The 17,797-nt window shown below is 61.9% G+C and carries 16 protein-coding genes; 5 read left to right on the forward strand and 11 right to left on the reverse strand.

Translation table 11 applies throughout. From position 1 onward, the window contains the following. The first annotated feature begins 55 nt into the window (after nt 1-55). Both ACYPXD_RS02365 and ACYPXD_RS02370 read left to right on the forward strand, forming a co-directional pair. A complete protein-coding gene (locus tag ACYPXD_RS02365) occupies nt 56-952 on the forward strand; it encodes a LysR family transcriptional regulator (protein WP_459707021.1) in 897 nt (298 codons plus the stop codon). Between the two features lie 367 nt (nt 953-1,319). Beyond that, nucleotides 1,320-2,237: a LysR family transcriptional regulator gene (locus ACYPXD_RS02370; RefSeq protein WP_459707024.1), complete on the forward strand. Its 918-nt coding sequence runs from the start codon at nt 1,320-1,322 to the stop codon at nt 2,235-2,237. A 32-nt stretch (nt 2,238-2,269) separates the two neighbouring features. Here the strand turns inward: ACYPXD_RS02370 and ACYPXD_RS02375 are convergent, their stop codons facing one another. Continuing rightward, nucleotides 2,270-3,295: an alcohol dehydrogenase gene (locus tag ACYPXD_RS02375; RefSeq protein WP_459707026.1), complete on the reverse strand. Its 1,026-nt coding sequence runs from the start codon at nt 3,293-3,295 to the stop codon at nt 2,270-2,272. A 290-nt stretch (nt 3,296-3,585) separates the two neighbouring features. Between ACYPXD_RS02375 and ACYPXD_RS02380 the strand changes: the two genes are divergently transcribed. Continuing rightward, nucleotides 3,586-3,783: a hypothetical protein gene (locus tag ACYPXD_RS02380; protein WP_459707028.1), complete on the forward strand. Its 198-nt coding sequence runs from the start codon at nt 3,586-3,588 to the stop codon at nt 3,781-3,783. 131 nt (nt 3,784-3,914) lie between these two features. Here the strand turns inward: ACYPXD_RS02380 and ACYPXD_RS02385 are convergent, their stop codons facing one another. Both ACYPXD_RS02385 and ACYPXD_RS02390 read right to left on the reverse strand, forming a co-directional pair. Beyond that, nucleotides 3,915-4,688: an SDR family NAD(P)-dependent oxidoreductase gene (locus ACYPXD_RS02385; RefSeq protein WP_459707030.1), complete on the reverse strand. Its 774-nt coding sequence runs from the start codon at nt 4,686-4,688 to the stop codon at nt 3,915-3,917. 45 nt (nt 4,689-4,733) lie between these two features. Beyond that, entirely contained in the window at nt 4,734-6,077 is a 1,344-nt protein-coding gene (locus ACYPXD_RS02390; RefSeq protein ID WP_459707033.1) for an ATP-grasp domain-containing protein, read from the reverse strand. Nucleotides 6,078-6,653: 576 nt separating this feature from the next. Between ACYPXD_RS02390 and ACYPXD_RS02395 the strand changes: the two genes are divergently transcribed. Then, entirely contained in the window at nt 6,654-7,862 is a 1,209-nt protein-coding gene (locus ACYPXD_RS02395; protein WP_459707035.1) for a pyridoxal-phosphate-dependent aminotransferase family protein, read from the forward strand. 78 nt (nt 7,863-7,940) lie between these two features. Here ACYPXD_RS02395 and ACYPXD_RS02400 read toward each other — a convergent pair whose 3' ends face one another. The 5 genes from ACYPXD_RS02400 to ACYPXD_RS02420 all read right to left on the reverse strand — a co-directional run bounded on the left by ACYPXD_RS02400 (nt 7,941) and on the right by ACYPXD_RS02420 (nt 13,388). Then, nucleotides 7,941-9,380 carry an efflux transporter outer membrane subunit gene (locus tag ACYPXD_RS02400; protein WP_459707037.1) on the reverse strand — a complete coding sequence of 480 codons (1,440 nt, stop codon included), beginning with the start codon at nt 9,378-9,380 and terminating at the stop codon, nt 7,941-7,943. Between the two features lie 9 nt (nt 9,381-9,389). Continuing rightward, nucleotides 9,390-10,985 carry a DHA2 family efflux MFS transporter permease subunit gene (locus ACYPXD_RS02405; RefSeq protein WP_459707040.1) on the reverse strand — a complete coding sequence of 532 codons (1,596 nt, stop codon included), beginning with the start codon at nt 10,983-10,985 and terminating at the stop codon, nt 9,390-9,392. Then, nucleotides 10,982-12,118: an HlyD family secretion protein gene (locus ACYPXD_RS02410; RefSeq protein ID WP_459707042.1), complete on the reverse strand. Its 1,137-nt coding sequence runs from the start codon at nt 12,116-12,118 to the stop codon at nt 10,982-10,984. The genes ACYPXD_RS02405 and ACYPXD_RS02410 overlap by 4 nt, the downstream gene beginning before the upstream one ends. A gap of 52 nt (nt 12,119-12,170) precedes the next feature. Further along, nucleotides 12,171-12,425 (reverse strand): hypothetical protein, encoded by a 255-nt coding sequence (locus ACYPXD_RS02415; protein ID WP_459707044.1) that lies wholly within the window; start codon nt 12,423-12,425, stop codon nt 12,171-12,173. 66 nt (nt 12,426-12,491) lie between these two features. After that, nucleotides 12,492-13,388, reverse strand: coding sequence for a LysR family transcriptional regulator (locus tag ACYPXD_RS02420; protein ID WP_459707046.1), 897 nt, complete (start codon nt 13,386-13,388; stop codon nt 12,492-12,494). Nucleotides 13,389-13,493: 105 nt separating this feature from the next. Between ACYPXD_RS02420 and ACYPXD_RS02425 the strand changes: the two genes are divergently transcribed. Next, nucleotides 13,494-14,609 carry an NADH:flavin oxidoreductase gene (locus ACYPXD_RS02425; RefSeq protein ID WP_459707048.1) on the forward strand — a complete coding sequence of 372 codons (1,116 nt, stop codon included), beginning with the start codon at nt 13,494-13,496 and terminating at the stop codon, nt 14,607-14,609. Nucleotides 14,610-14,888: 279 nt separating this feature from the next. Here ACYPXD_RS02425 and ACYPXD_RS02430 read toward each other — a convergent pair whose 3' ends face one another. The 3 genes from ACYPXD_RS02430 to ACYPXD_RS02440 all read right to left on the reverse strand — a co-directional run bounded on the left by ACYPXD_RS02430 (nt 14,889) and on the right by ACYPXD_RS02440 (nt 17,766). Continuing rightward, nucleotides 14,889-15,773 carry a LysR substrate-binding domain-containing protein gene (locus tag ACYPXD_RS02430; protein WP_459707050.1) on the reverse strand — a complete coding sequence of 295 codons (885 nt, stop codon included), beginning with the start codon at nt 15,771-15,773 and terminating at the stop codon, nt 14,889-14,891. A gap of 182 nt (nt 15,774-15,955) precedes the next feature. Then, complete coding sequence (locus tag ACYPXD_RS02435; protein ID WP_459707052.1) at nt 15,956-16,681, reverse strand: maleate cis-trans isomerase family protein; 726 nt, start codon at nt 16,679-16,681, stop codon at nt 15,956-15,958. A gap of 32 nt (nt 16,682-16,713) precedes the next feature. Continuing rightward, a complete protein-coding gene (locus tag ACYPXD_RS02440; protein WP_459707054.1) occupies nt 16,714-17,766 on the reverse strand; it encodes an alpha/beta fold hydrolase in 1,053 nt (350 codons plus the stop codon). Nucleotides 17,767-17,797 lie beyond the last annotated feature (31 nt).

Below are 17,797 nucleotides of genomic sequence, written 5' to 3' on the forward strand. Positions count from 1 at the left end.
GCGTGTTCGGAAAGCGGAACACCGGCGTGTGGTATCCCGAACTCATTGATCGCCGGTGCACGTGCCCGATATACGCGCAAGAAAAGTCGACTGGGAAGATGTCCGAATCTTTGCCGCCCTCGTGCGCCACGGCAGCCTCACGTCAGCCGCGCGCGCCCTCGCGGTGACTCACGCGACGGTAGCGCGGCGAATTGCATCGCTCGAACACGCTCTGGGCGAGAAGCTCGTCGAACGGCGTCCAGACGGCTACGTGTTGACGGAAGCGGGAAACCGAGCGATTTCTGCGACTACCGAAATGGAAACAGCGGCTGCAACACTGATTCGCGGCGGTCGTTATGACGGTCCCAAAGGTCTTGTGCGTATCAGTGCAACGCCGGCGCTTTCCGAACGCTTTCTGGCGGCACGCCTCGCAGTCCTGACAGCGAAGTATCCGGCACTCGACGTGGAACTCGCATCCGATCTGCGCGACGTCAGTCTTGAGCGTCGCGAAGCCGACATCGTGCTGCGGTTTGGACAGCATGTCGACGATGCGACTGTTTCGACGCGACTCGCCACGCTCGGATACGGCTTTTACGCCAACGCCGAATGGCAACACCATGTCGCGAATGGCGTGGCTCCCGTGTTCATCGGATTCGACGAGGCAAATGCCGATATTCCCGACGCGTCCTGGCTATTCAAAGCTTACCCGCATGCCCGCATTGCGCTGCGGGCGAACAATCAGGCGGCACAAGCGGTCATCGCGGGGTTGGGCGCGGGAATCGCATTGCTTCCGCACTTTATAGGTCGAACCGACCCCCTTCTCGTGCCTTGCGCTTTGAGCGAGAAACCCCCGTCGCGCGAACTCTGGCTGGTACGGCGTCGGCAAGACAGCGAAAGCATGCCGGTTACGGTTGTCTGCGAGTTTCTCGCCAAGCAGTTCGAGCACGATAGCGCCTTGTTCGAAGGTCGATAGTCGCCCGCTCGCGAGCCATGCTCATGCCACCCGTCGGCCAGCGACGCACGTATTTTGCACAATCGATGTGCGAAAATGCCGGTTCAACGTCACCGCATACGCAGGCAATAATGCGGATTGCGTGGACATCAGCGGGACTGCCCTGGTCCATGCGCACGACAGACATTCATAGCCGGTTCGATTGCCCCGCGAGCGATATCGGCGCGAGGCGGCCGATATCGCTCGTATGACCGGGTAATATCCCGGCCCGTATTCAATCCGGGCATGGCGAACACATTGACGACGCCGCATGCGTCGCCACTCACGGGGTGCGTAAGACGCAGTCTCTCCGTGCAGGCTCGCCGTCGGAATCGTTGATGGACGTACTATGGATTTGAACGACAGGATCCGCGCGGAATTGAGCTGGGAAGATGTCCGTTTTTTTGCGACCCTGGCACGCCATGGCAGCCTCTCCGCGGCTGCCCGCGCACTCTCGGTCAACCACGCAACAGTCGCCAGGCGAATCTCGTCGCTCGAGCAGGCGCTGGGTCAAAAACTCGTCGAACGTCGACCGGAAGGCTACGTGCTGACATCGGCCGGTCTGGACGCGATTGCCGCGGCGCAAGATATGGAAGCGGCCGCGGCAACGCTCGGTCGCACCCACGCCGCTGACGATACTCCGAAGGGCCTTGTGCGGATAAGCGCGACGCCCGGTATCGTGCAAGGTTTCCTTGCCGCGCGGCTCTCGAAGCTTTCCGCAAGTTATCCGGGCGTCGATATCGAGCTCGCATCTGATGTCCGTATCGTGAGTCTCGAACGCCGCGAAGCCGACATCGCTTTACGTCTTGCCCGTCCCTCGGACGGGGACGTCATCGCCCGGCCGCTTGTGACATTGGACTATGGGTTCTATGCATCGGCGCACTGGCGCCGACTTCTCGAAGAGGGCCACGCACCGGTATTCGTCGGCTTCGATGAAGCCAATTCCTATATTCCCGACGCTGCCTGGCTCGCGCAAACCTTCCCGCGTGCGCGCCGAGCGTTTCGCGCCGACAGCCAGGCCATACAGGCAGCGGCGGCGATCGCGGGGGCCGGCGTCGCGATGCTGCCGCATTTTATCGGGCGTACTCACGAAAAGCTCTGTGCCGTTTCGCTCGGCCACACGCCCCCTTCCCGCGAGTTGTGGATGATCACCCGTCAGCGAGACAACAAGAGCCGCCTGATCAGGACAGTGACCGAGTTTCTCACGAACCTTTTTCAGCAGGATCGCGCATTGTTCACCTCTCCGGAGAAGTTCGGCCCCAACTAACGGTTGGGACCGCCAAAACCGGGTGAGCCTGCTTATTGGCCGGTGACCAGTACGATGCGAAAGCGCGCTTCATTGCGCATCATGCGCTGGTAGGCCTCGCTGGCCCGTTCAAGCGGAAAGACCTCGCTCATCGCCTGTATCCCCTGCAGCGAGCTAAAGCCGAGCGTGTCTTCACTGTCAATCGGATCCCCCGTCAATGAACCCGTGATGGCGCGGCTGCCCCGAACGAGCGGCAGTGCATGAACCTCGATCGGCGCACTTCCGCCCAGCCCTGCAATCATCATTTCTCCGCGCGGCGCAAGGCCATTGATCAGCGCGGACATCGCGCGATTGTCGGCGGCCGTTGCCAGAATGCCCATTGCACCACCGAGATTCTGCAGTGCGGCGGCCACGTCTTCGGAGGCGCTGTCGATGTAGTGATGTGCGCCAAGCCTTATTGCGATGTCGCGCTTGTCTGCGCCGCGCGAAATCACGGCGACCCGGAAACCCATGTGTGCGGCGTACTGAACCGCGAGATGCCCGAGTCCGCCCACGCCCTGGATCGCGACCAGATCGCCGGCACGCGCCTTTCCATTGCGCAATGCGTTGAAGGTGGTGAGCCCGGCGCATAGCAGCGGCGCCGCTTCGACCGACGACAACTCGTCGGGAATGGAGGCAAGCGCATTGGCTTTGGCGATCATCACCTCGGCATACCCGCCGTCGACGCTTATACCGGTGATGTTTCGCGTCTCGCAGCTAATCGTATCGCCGCGACGGCAATGCCTGCATGTCCCGCAATGGCCGCCCAGGAAACCGACTCCGACGCGTTGACCCAGCGCCCACGGTTCGGCTTGTTCTCCGACCGCATCGATCGTGCCGACGACTTCGTGACCCGGCACACGCGGATAGGCAATCCCAGCGAGGAAGGTTCCTTCTACGGTCCACGAATCGCTGTGGCAAACGCCACACGCTTCGACGCGAATGCGCACATGACCCGGCGGCGGTTCCATCAACGGCAGTTCGACCCATTGCAGTGTGCCAGGGGCTGTTGCCTGCATGGCTCGGTATGTGGTTTTCATCTCGCGAACTCTCTTTAACGACACGCTGCCGCGTGTTCTGTGCAGCTGGCCAATGATGGTGTGAAGGCCGGCATTATCGGTCGATCAATCGCGATAGCGAAACGGGTTAAAAGCGATCACCGGATGTGCGGATATGCGCACCAGAACTTGCCAGTTCATAGGAATAGAGAACGTGTGCGTCGCGTTCTATGAATATGAACCGCACGCATTCAACCTGCGCTCTCATTCGAGGACCACTCAAAAGGTCTGGCAATTCACACCTCGTTGCAGCGGAATTCAGGGAGGTTTTTATGGCTGAAGTGAAAAGTCAATTTGAACTGCGGCAAGTTGTTCCGCTTAAAGACCCGATAAGCAAATCACGTAATTTGCGACGCAGCGATGTTGTTGTGCATCTGCCTGTTCATCGGTCGTCCGGAAAACCGCGCGCAACGTGGATCAAGAAGGACGGTCAGCTAAGAATGGTGTGGACGACCGATTCGGTCGGGTAATCGCATAAGGCGCCCTTATCGAATAAGAGAGCTAAGGATCACTCGACACCGTCACGCTGCGGGCGAACAACCCTGGCTTGCGGCGCACCGGATTGTCCTCCGCTTCCATGCGCTGAAAATAGGTCCCGAAGCTATGTCCTGAAAGCCTCTGCGCCGAAAGTCGCGCCGGACACGCCGCCGTCCACGGCCAGTTCCGCGCCATGCACATAAGACGCGTCATCGGAAGCCAGGAACAATGCGGCACGCGCAATTTCGTCGGGGTAGGCCATCCGCCCGACCGGAATGAGTCGACCCAACGCCTTCGTTCTGGCCGCTATCGTGGCTTCATCCAGACCATCGGTGCCAAACCCGGTTGCCGTAAAACCCGGCGCCAATACGTTGATGCGAATGTCTTGTGGCGCGAGTTCAGCCGACATGCTGCGAACCATCGCGAGTACCGCGTGCTTGCTCGCCGAGTAGGCGCCGCTGCCGGGCAGGAAACCGGCCTTGCCCGCAACCGAGCCGTTCACCACAATGGACGCACCTGGACTCATCAATTGCAAAGCCGTCTGAATGGTCAGGAATACAGCGGTGACGTTGGTCAGCAGGACTTCGTCCAGCTCGTGCTTCGTCGTGTCGGCAATCGCTTTTCCGCGCGCAATGCCTGCGTTGGCAAACAGGATGTCGAGTCTGCCGTGAGTGTCGGCTATCTCGCGGAAGAGCGCCACTCGCTCCTCGCTGACATTGAGGTCCGCACGCACCGCGACGGCCGCATGACCCAGTTCCGATGCGGCGCGCTCAAGCTTCTCCTCATTGCGGCCGGTGATCACTACCGTAGCCCCTTCAGCCACAAACAGCTTCGCGGTTGCGAGACCAATTCCTCCGTTTCCACCCGTCACCAATGCAATTCTGTTCTTCAGCTTCATCGATCGTTCTCCTGTATAACGTTGCTTCAAGTCGAGCCGTTCGCATCAGTCGATAAGGCGATCGCGCGCCCCACACGAATCGGCCGTGGCCATCAACATCTCGGTAAAGGCACGACATATCCGCTGCATTTGCGAATGCTTATAAGGAAAAATTTCGCGAGAGTCCATGTCGTGCACAAGCATCGCAGTCGATATTTCGAAAATCAGCAATCGGCCGTCCGGAGACTCGGCACAGTCCAATCCGACGTACTCGAGCCCTGTCAGACGGGCGACGCCTTTCAGTGCCTTCCCATGGCGAGCGACGAAGTCGTGCTCGAAAGTTTCCATGAAACGCGCTTCCTCCTCGCGGCGTCGGAAGTCATTCGTCATCTCTTCGTATGGGTAATGCACCATCCAGTCTTTCGATATCCCCATGTGGCACGCGTACGGAACGCCGTCTAGCAGCACGATCCGATACTTCCTGAACAGCCCGTCGGAACTGCGATAGTCGATAAACGACGCGAGGTAGAAATTGTCTCCGCCGACCTCGTCGAGGTAAGTGCGCAACGCTTCGCGATTGCAGACGCGAACAAGACTTCTGCCGGCGTGCGAATCCACCGGCCGCACGATAAGCGGAAAGTCGATTCCCACGAGCGACGGGTAATCCGCCTCCGACCCGAGAGCGTGGATCAGCGAGGCACGATCAAGCCGCACGATGTCGGCCATGCAGACCCCAGGTTCGCGAGCGAGCAGTCGTGCGGCCGCCTCGCGCGTGGTCAGCCATACGTTGTCTGGCCGATTCAGCACCGGGCTCGATGACGATGCAATAAGGCGGGAAATCTTCGCAAGCGCACCACGATTGCTATCAAGCGCCGCGGCGGCTACGAGCACCCTATCGTGCTCGGGAAGGCCATCCTCAGGCGTCCAGTCATCCACATAAAGTACGTCGACGCGCAGTTCCGAGTCGTTGAGCAGACATTCGAACGGTGTGTTGGCAACCAGTCTGCCTGGAGCCTTCAATACAAGCACGCGTGCGCCTGAAGCATCGCGAGATCGCGTACCGAATCGATAAAGTCGCTGAGACTGAAGGGAAAGACGCTGGACCGAAAGCGCCGCAGCAGGCTGGTCCTTTAGCTCCAGTACGAGCGCAAGATCCATTAGCGCGCGCGGATCGTCGTGTACACGCGCGTATTCGATCAGCCACTCTCCAAGCGGAGTCAGATCCTCTCCGTTAAAAGCCTTTTCAAGCATGACGGCGACGCCCGCCATTTCATATCCTGCGGTCGGCCCGACAGATGCCGCGTCTCGAATGTCAAACATCGCCCGGCGACCCTTCGTCCGGAAGATAGAACGGCGTGTCGTAGATATATCCGACTTCGCGTTCGAAAAGCGCCGGTCGCCCGTTCGCATCGTATTGATCCTGAGCGGGCGTCACTGTCGGGCAAGCGACGCTGCCTGTGCTATGAACGAGTACGAGGTGTCTCGCCCAGCTTCGTATGGTCGGATTTTTCATCTTCCTCTTTAGCGAACGGACGCGCCGCAAGAAGCGGGTTGAATTGGACCTGGTTTAATCAAGGCCTTTCGACCTTTAGATTTTTCAGATCTTGCGTTAAGCGCTGTCTAAAGAAAACGATCATTTCCGATGTGCCGCTGTGCACATTTGCAAATCGTAAAGCTCATTAATATTTAATGAATTCTCATCGGTCTGATATCGCTATCCGTCGCTTAGGGGACGTCCCAAACTCAATTTCGATCAGCAGATGCGCGCAAATATTCGCTGTTTCATTTCTCCCGTGTGTCGATAATGACTCGTCGTTAGTGCAATGACGGGTATTCGACGCCCGAGCCATAGCGGGACGTAATGCGATGCCCCAGGACTGAACGTTCCTGACGGCCCAAGGGACCGGAACCCGCGTCCTTAGCCCCCACGTTGCGCGATCGCAGCAGCCGATCCGTCACTCCACTCTCTGCGCCTGCCATCACTCCATGAATTCAACCCTCTCTTCCACCGCCGGTCTGAAACTGCTGCACGCACCCGGTCCGACGCACATCCCGCCGGACGTGATGAACGCGATGAATGTGCAACTTTTCGACCTCAACGATCCTCGGCTGACCTATCTCATCGACAATTGCGAACTGGGGCTCAAAAGGCTCATGAACACGACCAGCGCGGATGTGATGATGTACGCGGCAAACGGGCACGGCGCATGGGAAGCGACGATCGCGAATCTGATCCCGCCGGACGCGACCGTGCTGGTCGCCGGCAGCGGCTATTTCGCCGAGATGTGGGCTCAACACGTCGAAGGCTGTGGCGGGCGCGTCGTTCGGACTGAGGCCCGCGAAGGCGAGCAGATCGATGCCGGCCTTGTCGAAGCTGCGTTGCGCGCCGATTCGACACACCGGATCGTTGCCGTGTTCGCGGTTCACACGGATACCGCCAGCGGCGTCACGAGCGACATGCGCAGTGTCAGGCAGGCCATCGACCGCGCAGGCCATCCCGCGCTGTTCGTGGTCGACGCGGTTGCGTCGCTTGGCACGACCGCATATCAGATGGACGCATGGGGCGTGAACGTCACGATCGGATCGTGTCAGAAAGCGTTGATGGTGCCGCCTGGCCTGTCGTTCGTCGCGGTCGACGAGAAAGCAATGAGCGTCGCGAACGACAATCCTGCGCCACGCGTTTACTGGGACTGGCGACCGCGCAAGTCGACAGCCAGCTTTCGCAAGTTCGGCGGGACGCCGCCTGAAACGCTCCTGATGGGACTTGAAGCTGCGCTTGCGCAAATCGAACGGGAAGGATACGAGCAGGTCTACGCCCGTCATACGCGCATTGCCCGCGCCGTCCATGCGACCGTCGAACGCTGGAGCGAACGCGGCGCGATGGAATTGGTAGTCAGGGAACCGTCGGCGCGTTCGACCGCCGTCACGGTGGTGAGGTTGCGTGAAGGCATCCATTCCGCGGAGCTGTGCCTCTTTGCGCGCGAGCAATTCCATGTCGCCCTCGGCGGCGGCGTCGGTCCGCAAGGTAACCGAAGCTTTCGCATCGGCCACCTGGGCAGCATCAACGAGGCGATGATTCTCGGTTGTCTGGCAAGCGTGGAAGCCGCCTTCCGTGCGCTACATGTGCCGATCGGCAACGGTGCACTTGAACTCGCTATGGCTGCACTGAACACAGGGCCCGTGTCCGGTTCATGACGAACCGGCCAGGTTTGCCGGTTACGCCGGGGCAAGCCGGATGTCTGCGGGAGCAATCAATTCCGTGTCGCGGGCCAATCAGTGCAGCTTGACCGCGGCGCTGGACAACAGATCAGCCGACGCATCCCACCCGCCGCCTAACGATTGATACAACGCAACCGCGGCGCGTGCGTGAGCGCGTTTCGCCTCGTTCAACGCTTGCGCGTCGACGAGATAAGCCTGCTGCGCATCGAGCACGTCGAGGAAACTCGATGCACCGCCCTTGTACAGTTGCGTCGACAATTTCAATGCCTTGTCCGATGCGCTCAACGCACCGCCGAGCCGATCCACCTGCGCCGCGCCGCTGACGAGGTCACTGCGCGTGTCCTCGATCTCCTTGAGCGCGTTCAACATCGTCTGGTTCAGTGCCAGTTGCGATTCGCGCATCCGGCTCTCGCTCGCGTCGATATTCGCGGTGATGCGACCCGCGTTGAAAATTGGACTCGTCGCGCTCAATGCCGCGCTAAACAGGTTATCGGTCAGCGTCGGTGTGTTGACCCATGACGCGGAAAGAAAACCGTCGCTTAGATCGAGGCGGAATTTCGGATAGCGCTCGGCACGCGCGACCCCCACCTCCGCCGCACGCTGTTCGACCCTCGCATACGCGGTGTGCACGTCCGGGCGGCGCAGCAGTGCAGCGGATGGCAGCGTCGACGGCACGCCTTGCGACGGCACGGGAATCGGGCGCGCATCGGTCAGGACCAGATGGCTCACGCTCTCAGGCGTGCGGCCCGACAGCACGGCAAGCAGGCTCAGCTGGTGCTGGATTTCCGACTCGATGCGCGGCGTGCGCGCCTGCAGGACCTGTAACTGGTTCTGCGCACGGGCCACATCGAGCTGTGTCGACAGCCCGTAGCGCAGGCGGTCCTGGGTCAGCTTCAGCGCGCGGCTGCGGATCTGCTCGTTATCCTTAAGGATCTGCAACTCCGATTGTGCCCATCGCAAGTTGATATAGGCGGCCGCCGTATTCGCGGCGAGCGCGAGCCGCAGTTCGTTCAACGCGGACTGGCGGCCCGACACCTGGGCCCGCGACGCCAGAACCGCGAGACGTTCGCCACCGAAAACGTCGAGATTCCAGCCGGCGGTGAGACCAAAGCCCGCGGAATCGACATAGCCGAGCGGCGGCGGCGTGATCTGCCGTGCGTGCGCCGCGATTGCAGACGCATCGACTTCCGGCAGCAAGGCCGCGTGGCGCACAGTCACTTCGTCCTCCGCCTGCTTCACGCGTTCGACGGCAGCCTTCACCTCGAGGTTGCCGTTCAGCACCGACCGCACAAGTTCGTACAGCGTCGGGTCGCCGAAATGCATCCACCAGGCGTCTGCGTTGACCGCGTCCTGCGGTGCGTCCACGTTCCACGCGGCAGGCGCGATCTTTTCTATGGAATCCGTAAGAGCTTCGTGGCTGGCCGGTGGAACAGCGCACGCTGTCAGCATCAGCGTCGCGGCGATACAGCTTATCGGTGCGATGATCGGTTTCATGGCAGTCTTTTAGTGGGCATCCTTTGGCGGCGCGCTCAGGCCGAACGGTTTCGAAAACAGCATCGCGATAAGTGCGACGCCGAAGCACAACGCCACCGCAAGAAACGTGTCGGAGTAGGTCAGCACCAGCGCCTCGCGCATGAGCAGCGAATGGAGCATGGCCATGCCGCCTTGCGTGCTGCTCAACGTATCGCCCGCTACGGCGCTCAAGTGCGCCATCTGTCTTTCCAATGCGAGTTCGATTCGCGGCCTGCCGGACGTCACATGTTCGGCCAGCCGTTCATAGTGCAGATTCAAGCGGTCGTTCAGCATTGTGCTGACCACCGCGATGCCGATTGCGCCACCCAGATTGCGCATCAGATTGAACAGACCGCTGGCCGACTTGAGCCGCGCGGGCGGCAAACTGCCGAGCGACATCATCACGATCGGCGAGATACAGAACTGCTGCCCGAAGCCGCGCAACATCTGCGGTATCAGCAGTTGCTGCCAACCCCAGTCATGAGTGACGGGCACGTACAGCACGCTGCCGATGCCGAACAGCGCGAGCCCGAACACAAGCAGCTTGCGCAACGACACGAAGCGCGCGAACCACGTATACACGACGAGCCCTACCAGTTGTGCGGAGCCGACCGATAGCATCGCGACGCCGATCTGCAGGGAATCGAATCCGCGTACGCGCGAAAGGAACCCCGGCGTCAGGAACACCATGCAATAGATGCCGATCCCGATCACGAACGATTGCAGGCTGCCGATGGCGAAGTTTCGCAACCCAAGCGACCGCAGGTCGACAATAGGCTCTTTGGCGGTGAAGGCGTGCACGAGAAACAGAAAGCCCGATATTCCCGCAATCCACGCGCAGGCGAGAATCGCATCGTCGCCGAACCAGTTCTTGCGCGGGCCTTCCTCGAGCACGTATTCGAGGCATCCGAGGAAGGCGGACATCAGCACGATGCCGAGGTAGTCGCCACGCTTTAACAGCGAGAGGTCCGCTTCGTCGACATGCACGAACTTCGGCACCAGCACCGTGACGATGATGCCGGGCACGAGGTTGATGAAGAACAGCCAGTGCCACGACCACTGATCGGTCAGCCAGCCGCCGATGACCGGTCCGACAGTCGGCGCGAGCGACGCAAGTGTGCTGACTGCCGTCGACGCGATCAGTCGCTGCTTGCCCGGCGGGAACAGCACGAAGACGGTCGTGAAGACCGTTGGGATCATCACGGCGCCGAGCGCGCCTTGCAGGGCGCGAAACAGAATCATCGAATTGATGTCCCAGGCGAGGCCGCATACCATGCTGACCACGGTAAAACCGAGTGCCGAGACAGCGAACAGCCAGCGCGTCGAAAATACGCGCGAGAGCCAGCCGGACATCGGAATGACGATGATCTCCGCGATCAGATAGGACGTCTGCACCCAGGAGAGTTCATCCTGACTGGCCGACAATCCGCCACCGATGTCTTTTAGCGATGAAGCGACGATCTGGATATCGAGCGTCGCCATAAAGAAGCCGACGCACATCAGTACGAACGCGAATACTTTGGCGCGAAGCGGCTGGTCGGCCGGGTTTAGCGCAGGCGCAGGAGTCGCCGTTATTGCAGTTGTCATTGCACATCATCCGTCGCCGGCGCGGTCTTTTCCAGTCCATGCGAGCTCGCGGCGCCGCTGCCGAGATGCACGCTCACTGTCGCCGAGAGCCCGGGCCGCAGTCCATGCCGCAGGTCGTCCGGCACGTCGAGCACCACGCGCACCGGCACGCGTTGCACGATCTTCGTAAAATTGCCGGTCGCGTTCTCCGCGGGCAGGATGCTGAAAGTCGCGCCCGTGGCCGGCGCGAGGCTTTGCACGACGCCCTTTAGCGGTTCACTTGAGGCATCAAGCTTTACGTCGACTGCGTCGCCCGCCTGCATATGCCTGAGCTGATCTTCCTTGAAGTTCGCATCGATCCACAGCCCGCGCGCGGGTACCACCGTCAGCAACGGCCCGCCGACGTTCGCGAGCATACCGACGCGTGCCGAACGGTTGCCGATGTAGCCGTCCACGGGCGAGCGGATCGTCGTGTAGCCGACGTTCAGTTCCGCGACGCGCTGCGCGGCCTGCGCGGTCGCCACGCGTGCCTGCGCATCGGCGATCTGCGCATCGAGTACGGTCAGCTGCCGCTGCGCGGCGACGAGCGACGCGTGGCTGCTGTCAACGGCGGCACGCGCCTTCTGCAGATCGGCATCCGCCCGCTCGACCACCTGATCCGACACCGCCTCGTCTTTCATCAGCGCGCGATAGCGGTACTGGTCCGCAGCGCTGCGCGTGAGTTCCGCGCTCGATGCGTGCACGCCGGCCGAGCGCTCGTTGATCACCGCCAGTTGCAGCGCACGCCTCGCTTCGAGTTCGGTCACGGCCGCCTGCGCGCCCTGCACGTCGGCATTGGCCTGCGCGAGCCGCGCATCGTAGTCGCGCGAATCGATGCGGATCAGCACCTGGTTCGCGTGCACGAACTGGTTGTCTTTCACCAGTACATCAGTGACGAAGCCGCTCACGCGCGGCGCCATCACGGTAACGTCGCCGCCCACATACGCATCGTCGGTGGTTTCGATAAAGCGGCCGACGAAGTACCCGTACCCGGCGGCGGCAAGCGCGACAGCGACGACGGCGAATAGCGCAAGCCCCATCCAGGGGACGCGTCGCGGCTTGATGGCGCTACTGGCGTCGCTGACCGGCGTAGCTGCTGATAAAGAGGAGGTCATAGTGCGGTCTGTCAATTACGTGAGTGCATGTCCGGCGCGCAGTTGGCGCGCCTCAGCGCTCAATTGTGGTGACGTGGACCGTGTGAATAAATCCCCCAATCGCAAGCACTGGCTGATGAAATTTGCACATGTGCAAAAGTAATCGACGGCTGTTAGAAACAGCGCAGCGATGGGAGGCGATCGCGTCGCCCGGAACATGGGCGCTGCGAAATGCTGCGAAGCGCCTCGCGAGCACTTCGAGCGCGCTGATCGCAATCAGCGCGATCAGCAAGACGAGCACCCGATTGAATGCGTTCACGGCGCGCATGACGTGTCCATGGACCGTGCCGACCGCTATGACGTGGGCAATACTTCAAGCCATTGTTCCGGCCGCTCACCGCCCATGCTTCCTCGCAAGCGCCCCAATCTCCCGCTCGAGCGCTCCCAAAAACACATTGACGCGGTTAGGCACATACCGCCTGCTCGGAATCACCGCCCAAACCGACAGATCTTCCATCGAAGCATCCTGCAGTTGCACTTGTACGAGCGAGCGATCGGCTAGCTGCCTGAAGACATCCCAGTAAGTCAGCATGGCGAGCCCCAAGCCTTGCACGGCCGCGGTAATCGCAGCCTCGACACTGGTTGTCGTCACCGACGCTTCCACGCGCCTGCGCGTCATCACGCCATCGACGACAAGCGGCCATCGCCGCACCGCGCACAGCCTGACACAGCGATGCGCGTCGAGCTCGGCCACGGTGTTCGGTACGCCATGCTTCTTCAGATAACCAGGCGCCGCACAAATCAGCCGTGGATTCGCCGCCACCTTCTTCGCAATCAGCTCCGAATCCTCGAGCGGTGCAATGCGCAACGCGAGATCCAGCCCCTGCCCCACGATATCCACCTGACGGTCCGAAAGATCGAGATCGATCCGCAGTTCAGGGTTCGCTTCCAGCAACCGCGAAAGCATCGGCAAGACAACCGATTGTCCGAAACCGCTCGGCGCCGTCATGCGCAGCACTCCTGATGCGGTTTTCGGCAACGGGCTCAATTCGGCACGCGCAGTCGCTTCTGCATCAACCAGCGTTCTCGCATACGGCACAAATGCCTCGCCTTCCGCGGTCAAGGTCAGCGATCGCGTGGTCCGATGAAAGAGACGCACGCCGAGATCCTCCTCGAGCGCCGCTATGCGCCGCGATACCTGCATCGGAACGACGTCCAGCTGGCGCGCCGCAGCGGACAAGCTCCCCGCGGACGCCACGGCCAGGAAGGTTCGAACGTCGGGAAGAAGCATGGTTTATATCCAGAAGTGTTAGGGCGCCTTCACGTTCCGATGTCTGTTTCCCGCTCGTCTCGACTCCTAAGATGCAGACACCTTCTCTTCAAGACGAGCCGCAAAATGACCGACATCCCCTCCCTGATCCTCTCCCCGTACGACGGCAACGGCATCGCTGTGCGTAACCGGATGGCAGTCGCTCCGATGACACGCATCACGGCCACGGAAGACGGGCACCCGACGCGAACCATGTTCGACTATTACCTGCGTTTCGCGAAGGGCGGCTTTGGGCTCGTCACGACCGAGGGCATTTACACCGACAAGGCGTTCTCGCAAGGATACCGGTTTCAACCGGGCTTATCAGATCGCGCGCAGGCAGCGGCCTGGACCGCGTTCAATCGGCAGATGCAAGCGCAAGGCGCACAGGTGTTCGCACAACTGATGCACGCTGGTGCGCTGAGTCAAGGCAATATTTATCGCACGCACACGGTGGCGCCGTCGGCGGTTCGCCCGAAAGGCCGGCAGATGGAGTTCTACCACGGCGAGGGTCTTTATCCCGAACCCAGACCGATGACCGATGCCGAGATCGATGAAGCGGTTCAGGGCTATGTCGATGCCGCACAACGCGCGGTGAACATCGCCGGCTTCAGCGGCGTGGAAATTCACGGCGCCAATGGTTATCTCCTCGATCAGTTTCTGACGGCAGAGACCAACCGCCGAACCGATCGTTGGGGCGGGGATACGAAGGCACGTGTCCAGTTGCTCGCCGATGTCGTGAGCGCGGTCAAGCGCAACCTCGGCCGCACCGTTCCGGTGGGCATCCGGATTTCGCAAGGCAAGGTCAACGACTACACGTCGAAGTGGCAAGGCGGCGAAGCCGACGCCGAAATCATCTTCGGCACGCTCGCCGCTGCCGGCGCGAACTTCATTCACGTGACCGAGTATGAAGCGTGGCGACCCGCGTTCGAAGGCATGCACGATAGTCTCGTCACGCTGGCCCGTCGCTACGCGCCGAACGTCACGATCATCGCAAACGGCAGCTTGCACACGGCAGAGCGGATCTCAAACGCACTGTCGACCGGCGCGGACATCGTGACGGTAGGACGCGGCGCGCTGGCCAACCCCGATCTGCCGAAGGTGCTCGCAAGCAGCCGCGAACCGAAGTCATTCGATAGCGCGATTCTTCATCCGGTGGCGAGCATCAAGGACAGAGAACTCGCGATGCTGGCGGACGCGTGAAGGTTCGAAAGCGGTGCTGGGTAGCGAAGCAGGTTCTTGCCTCTACCTTTCCTTCCACCGCCTCACGATATCCCCGCGCGACCGCGGGCGCGCGTAACACGCGGGCACAAGCGGCGCCACCACGGCGCCGATATCCGACAACCGCAGCACGAATACAACGGCGCACCGTATATCCGGTCGGACATCGGCAGAAGTAGCAGCAGCACAAACCACCATAACCACGCAACCGGGCGGCCCCCTGAAGATGCCGCCCTCGCATTGCGACTGACAGGCGCGCAGTCAATCGTCGCGCCGCTCGTCGATCCATTTGATAAACGACTGCACCGCGGGATTCAACGCCGTTTCCTGCCGGCACACGAGATAAAACCCGCGCTCGCGGCGCAGCACCACCGGCGAAAGCAGATGCATTCGTCCTTCGGCGAGGTCGCGCGTCAGATAGCGCCGCTGCACCATGCCCACACCGAGGCCGTCGAGCGCGCTTTGATAGATGAGCGACATGTCGTCGAACGGCTGGCGGTTCTGCGCGACGACCTCCTCCAGCCCCGCTGCCTCGAACCAGTCGGGCCAGTCGTCGAGATGCAGCGTATGCACGAGCAGCGTCGACGCTTCGAGTGCTTCGGCGAGCGGCCGGTCCGCGAAGCGGTCGCGCATCGCGGTATTGCCGACCGCGACAAGCTCGTCGTAGAAGAGCCGGGTCGCATGCAGGCCGGGCCACTGGCCTTGCCCGTAGCGCACACCGAGATCGACCTTGTCGCGTTCGAAGTCGACCGCGTCGAACGCGGTGGTCAAACGCAAATCGACCTCGGGATGCTTGCGCTGAAAATCGGACAGACGCGGAATCATCCAGCGCACGAGCAGCGTCGTGAACGCGCGCAGCGTAATCTGCGTGCGCGCCGACGCTTGCGACAACAGATCGGTCGCCTCGCTCATCATTTCGAACGCGCGCGCCAGCGTGCGCGCGTAGGTCTTGCCGTGCGAGGTGAGCAGCAGCTGGCCGCCTTCGCGATCGAATAGCCGCGCGTTCAGCGATTCCTCCAGATTACGGATATGTCGGCTGACCGCCGTCGGCGTGACGTGCAGTTCTTCGGCCGCACGCGTGAGCGTGCCCTGACGCGCAACGGCCTCAAATGCCCGCAAGGCATTGAGCGGGGGCAGGCGATGCATCGCGGCGGCTCTCCTTTCACTTTCGATCCGGAACGCCGCTACTTTACCGCAGCACTCGTGCAGGGCTGCGCCGGCGCCGGCCGCCGCTTCGGTCTCGCTGCTCTGGTATCGCGTTGGAATAAGCGCCTCTCTGGAATGTATGGCGGACACCCACTGCACCGCCACACCGCTGCGCCTCACGTTCAGCGTTCGCGAAGCAACTGGCCGTAGCCGTCGACGGCATCGCCGACGCCGCTCACGCGCAACGCGTGCCACATCATCGCGGACGCGGCGGAAATCACCGGCTTGCCGAGGTCGCGTTCGAGGCATTCGAGCGCGCCGAGCGTCGGCATGCCGACGCCGCTGAGAAAGATCGCTTCCGCGTGGTGATGATCGACCTGACGCGCAACCTGATAGGCACGCTCGTCGCTCTCTTCGTAAATGTTGCGCACGTTATCGAGGCGGCCGTGACTGACCACATCGATATCGTGTTCGCGTAGATGTGCGACGCCTTGCAGCGTCGTCGCCTCGTTATACGGCGTCGCGTACGCGATGCGCTTGACGCCAAGCCGGGCAACGGCCGCCATCACCGACCCGAACGCGGTGATAAAGCGGAATTTGAACTTCTGCTCGATACGCGCGGTCAACGCCGCCTCGGCTTCACGGCCAAGCGTATAGCTCGTCGCCGTGTGCGCCATGACGACGACATTCGGCGACACCATCGCAAGCAATTCAAGGCACCCGTCCACGCTTTCGATCTGGCTCCGGTTGCGCTCCTCCTGGCCGTCGTGCGTGCCAGCCGCGCCGTGCGCGGTCATTCGCGTGAAATGCACCGACACGCCGCGCGGCGCCATCTCGAACATTTCCGGCTCGACCGTCGGGTTACCCGGTGGCACCAGGAAGCCGATGCGCGCTCTCCATCCTTTCATACATGCCCCCGCAGTGAGAGTGCCCGGTGCGCTTACGACGCCGGGCGGTTCGTTTCGATCGCCGCGCGCGCCGCGGCCTCGCTGGTCGCTTCGGTCGCGGCCGCTTGCGCTTCGTCGACGCGTTCGATAAACGCAAGCGCTTCGCGCGCGCAGTCGTCCGGATGGGTCGCGGCGATATGGTACGAATCGGCCGGCACCTCGACCCACGACGATCCCGCGACACGCTCGCGCAATCGTTGCAGATCCGCCGCGGCCGGCCGCTGGTCGTAGCCCGACTTATCCGCAGCAACGGGCGCGCCGGCCGCGATAAAAAGCGTCGGACACTGCACGCGCTCGGGATAGCTCGGGCCGTCGATGCCCGGCAGCAGACGGAAGCACGCAGCAACGCTCGCCGCCGGTGCGGTCGCCATCGCACGTGTCCACCACTGCATCGCGGCCGGCGACAGCGTGCTGCCCATGCGTCCCGGCATCGTTTCGTGCGCCCAGCGCTCGACGCCGCCGGGCTTGTCTCGACCGTTATCCCTGCCGTTGCCTTTTAGCTTGACGTTGAGCACGCTGTTGAGCTTGCCTTTGACGTCGCCGCTGTTGTCGCCCTCGACCATCGCAAGCCAGTCGTCGATCCACGGTCCGAGCGCCTTGTTCGGCGACGGCAGCATGCCGGCCAGCGTCATCGACGCGACCCATTGCGGCTGCCGCTGCGCCAGTTCGAAGGCAATCAGCGCGCCGAGCTTCGTCGCCACCAGATGCACACGCGTGCGTTCGAGCGTGGCGATCATCTGGACGATGTCGTCGGCCCAATCGGCAATCGTGAAGCCCGCCGGCAGCGCGCTCGACCGGCCGAAACCGCGCAGGTCCGGGCGCAACACGCGGTAGCGGCGCGCCAGTTGCGGCACCCATGCGCGCCACGTCTCGGCGCGCTCCGCGATGCCGTGCAGCAACAGCACGGTATCGGGCGTGCGCCAGCCGTCGGTGTAGTCATCCTCGATGCAGAAGAGTTCGCCGGATCGGCCGCGATCGTGCGCACCGCAGACTGCGATGTGGTGGGCGGTGTCGGTCTGTTCTTCGTGGAATTGGATGGTGTCCATCGTGGTCATCGTGATCAAGCGGTTGAAACGC

Source organism: Paraburkholderia sp. 2C (assembly GCF_054589215.1).

Excerpts from the sequence above, each read along its gene's own strand:
- ACYPXD_RS02370 (WP_459707024.1), top strand. The coding sequence starts at position 1,320 with ATGGATTTGAACGACAGGATCCGCGCGGAATTGAGCTGGGAAGATGTC.
- ACYPXD_RS02375 (WP_459707026.1), bottom strand. The coding sequence starts at position 3,295 with ATGAAAACCACATACCGAGCCATGCAGGCAACAGCCCCTGGCACACTG.
- ACYPXD_RS02380 (WP_459707028.1), top strand. The coding sequence starts at position 3,586 with ATGGCTGAAGTGAAAAGTCAATTTGAACTGCGGCAAGTTGTTCCGCTT.
- ACYPXD_RS02385 (WP_459707030.1), bottom strand. The coding sequence starts at position 4,688 with ATGAAGCTGAAGAACAGAATTGCATTGGTGACGGGTGGAAACGGAGGA.
- ACYPXD_RS02390 (WP_459707033.1), bottom strand. The coding sequence starts at position 6,077 with ATGCGAACGGGCGACCGGCGCTTTTCGAACGCGAAGTCGGATATATCT.
- ACYPXD_RS02395 (WP_459707035.1), top strand. The coding sequence starts at position 6,654 with ATGAATTCAACCCTCTCTTCCACCGCCGGTCTGAAACTGCTGCACGCA.
- ACYPXD_RS02400 (WP_459707037.1), bottom strand. The coding sequence starts at position 9,380 with ATGAAACCGATCATCGCACCGATAAGCTGTATCGCCGCGACGCTGATG.
- ACYPXD_RS02405 (WP_459707040.1), bottom strand. The coding sequence starts at position 10,985 with ATGACAACTGCAATAACGGCGACTCCTGCGCCTGCGCTAAACCCGGCC.
- ACYPXD_RS02410 (WP_459707042.1), bottom strand. The coding sequence starts at position 12,118 with ATGACCTCCTCTTTATCAGCAGCTACGCCGGTCAGCGACGCCAGTAGC.
- ACYPXD_RS02415 (WP_459707044.1), bottom strand. The coding sequence starts at position 12,425 with ATGCGCGCCGTGAACGCATTCAATCGGGTGCTCGTCTTGCTGATCGCG.
- ACYPXD_RS02420 (WP_459707046.1), bottom strand. The coding sequence starts at position 13,388 with ATGCTTCTTCCCGACGTTCGAACCTTCCTGGCCGTGGCGTCCGCGGGG.
- ACYPXD_RS02425 (WP_459707048.1), top strand. The coding sequence starts at position 13,494 with ATGACCGACATCCCCTCCCTGATCCTCTCCCCGTACGACGGCAACGGC.
- ACYPXD_RS02430 (WP_459707050.1), bottom strand. The coding sequence starts at position 15,773 with ATGCATCGCCTGCCCCCGCTCAATGCCTTGCGGGCATTTGAGGCCGTT.
- ACYPXD_RS02435 (WP_459707052.1), bottom strand. The coding sequence starts at position 16,681 with ATGAAAGGATGGAGAGCGCGCATCGGCTTCCTGGTGCCACCGGGTAAC.
- ACYPXD_RS02440 (WP_459707054.1), bottom strand. The coding sequence starts at position 17,766 with ATGGACACCATCCAATTCCACGAAGAACAGACCGACACCGCCCACCAC.